The organism is Psychrobacter sp. (assembly GCF_035469765.1).
Classification (GTDB): domain Bacteria; phylum Pseudomonadota; class Gammaproteobacteria; order Pseudomonadales; family Moraxellaceae; genus Psychrobacter.
Genome location: NZ_DATIRM010000112.1, coordinates 1 through 1576, shown reverse-complemented (window position 1 = coordinate 1576; position 1576 = coordinate 1). Strand labels below are relative to the sequence as shown.

Below are 1576 nucleotides of genomic sequence, written 5' to 3'. Positions count from 1 at the left end.
TCCAATTATAACAGTTATCCACATTATACTTTGAAACTAATTGTCATTTCTTTCGTATCTTTTTATGACGTTATACAGTCATGCAGTATTTTCAATACAGCCATACACAAAACATTCAAAATATTCGCTTAAATCATTGATATCAATAATTAAAACAAATACTCTCTTGCCTGCTCCATGGTACTAAATGAATGCAGTATCAACTTGTTGTTTTGAGAATCATTTATGTCAGCAAATGCAGCAGCGGCTGTCGGCGTTATCACTGGCAACTGTATTAATGATTCTGTTGCAGGCCCTGTTACCGTATCAGACAGTTGCATCACTTTTCGAAGCCATGTGTACTGACGCTTTGCCAACTGTCTTGTGGCATATAATGCCTTATTTTGCATTTGCTGACAAGCAATCGCCTCGGCTTGGTCATTTGCCGTTGATACATGCGTCTGAGTAATGCAGCTCTGGGTCCTGATATTTTGATTACCATTCTCAACGTTTATTGGCTCAGGTTGAGCAAAAGCATCATAAAACTGTGCCTTATCCAAATGTGGCTGCTCAAAGACGGGGTGCTGAATCTGTACCAAGTATTCCAATACTTGCCGATAACCAACGCAGCGCATCGACGGCAAGTTTGGGGTTAAAGGATAATTCTCAAGTAAACTAATAACCTCAGCTACCAGTCCCTCACTCCACATGATATCTAATCGCTGTTCAATACGTGCGTGCAGCCATGGACGATCTGGCATAACCGCCAATGCATGCCATTGCTGATTTGGATTATCTGCTAATGCTTGCTTAGGCTGACGCTGCCACTCACTGATAGGAATATTCGTTTGCAAATATACTTCAACCGCGCGTGTAATACGCTGAGTATCAGTGGCATTAAGCCGTTTATGGCTGATAGCATCAACTTTACCAAGATAATCATAGAGCGCACTGATACCTTCCTCTTGCCGCCACTGCTCAACGCGCGCGCGAACATTATCATCACTATCAGGTACGGGTGAGAGTCCATCAAGTAATGCCATGTAATACATCATGGTACCGCCGACCAGCAGTGGTATTTTGCCGTTTTTATGACATTCATCAATCAAACGTGCGACATCATTCACAAATTCAGCAACACTATAGCTTTGTAGAGGGTCAATGATATTAACCAGATGATGGGGATAGCACGCCAACTCAGTAGCGGTTGGTTTTGCGGTACCGACAGTCATGTCGCGATATATCAAGGCTGAATCTACCGAAATCAGCTCATAACGACCGGTATCGTAAAGCTCATAAGCCAAGGCAGTCTTGCCACTCGCCGTTGGTGCCATCAGACACACCACGCTATTGTCCGCTAGATTGGGACTTAAGTGATGAGATAAGCTATCAGACGAAAGTCGCATACAGTTGCCTTTAATTAATAGTCTTGTTTTGAAGAGTAAAAAGATAAGCGGTTGGTAGCTAAACAGTATGTATTCACTATAGAAAATGCGCTATTTAGGTGCAGATGATAACATCAATGTGATTAATTGATTGCTCTCTATAGAATGGATAGCATATTCGCTCAGTATAGTCTCAATATCTGCTACAAAAG

At 42.0% G+C, this 1576-nt stretch carries 1 protein-coding gene; it reads right to left on the bottom strand.

Features of this window, described 5'->3' with window-relative positions; all coding sequences use genetic code 11:
- Nucleotides 1–149: 149 nt before the first annotated feature.
- A complete protein-coding gene (miaA, locus tag VLN09_RS03110) occupies nucleotides 150–1385 on the bottom strand; it encodes a tRNA (adenosine(37)-N6)-dimethylallyltransferase MiaA (RefSeq protein ID WP_325243741.1) in 1236 nt (411 codons plus the stop codon).
- Nucleotides 1386–1576 lie beyond the last annotated feature (191 nt).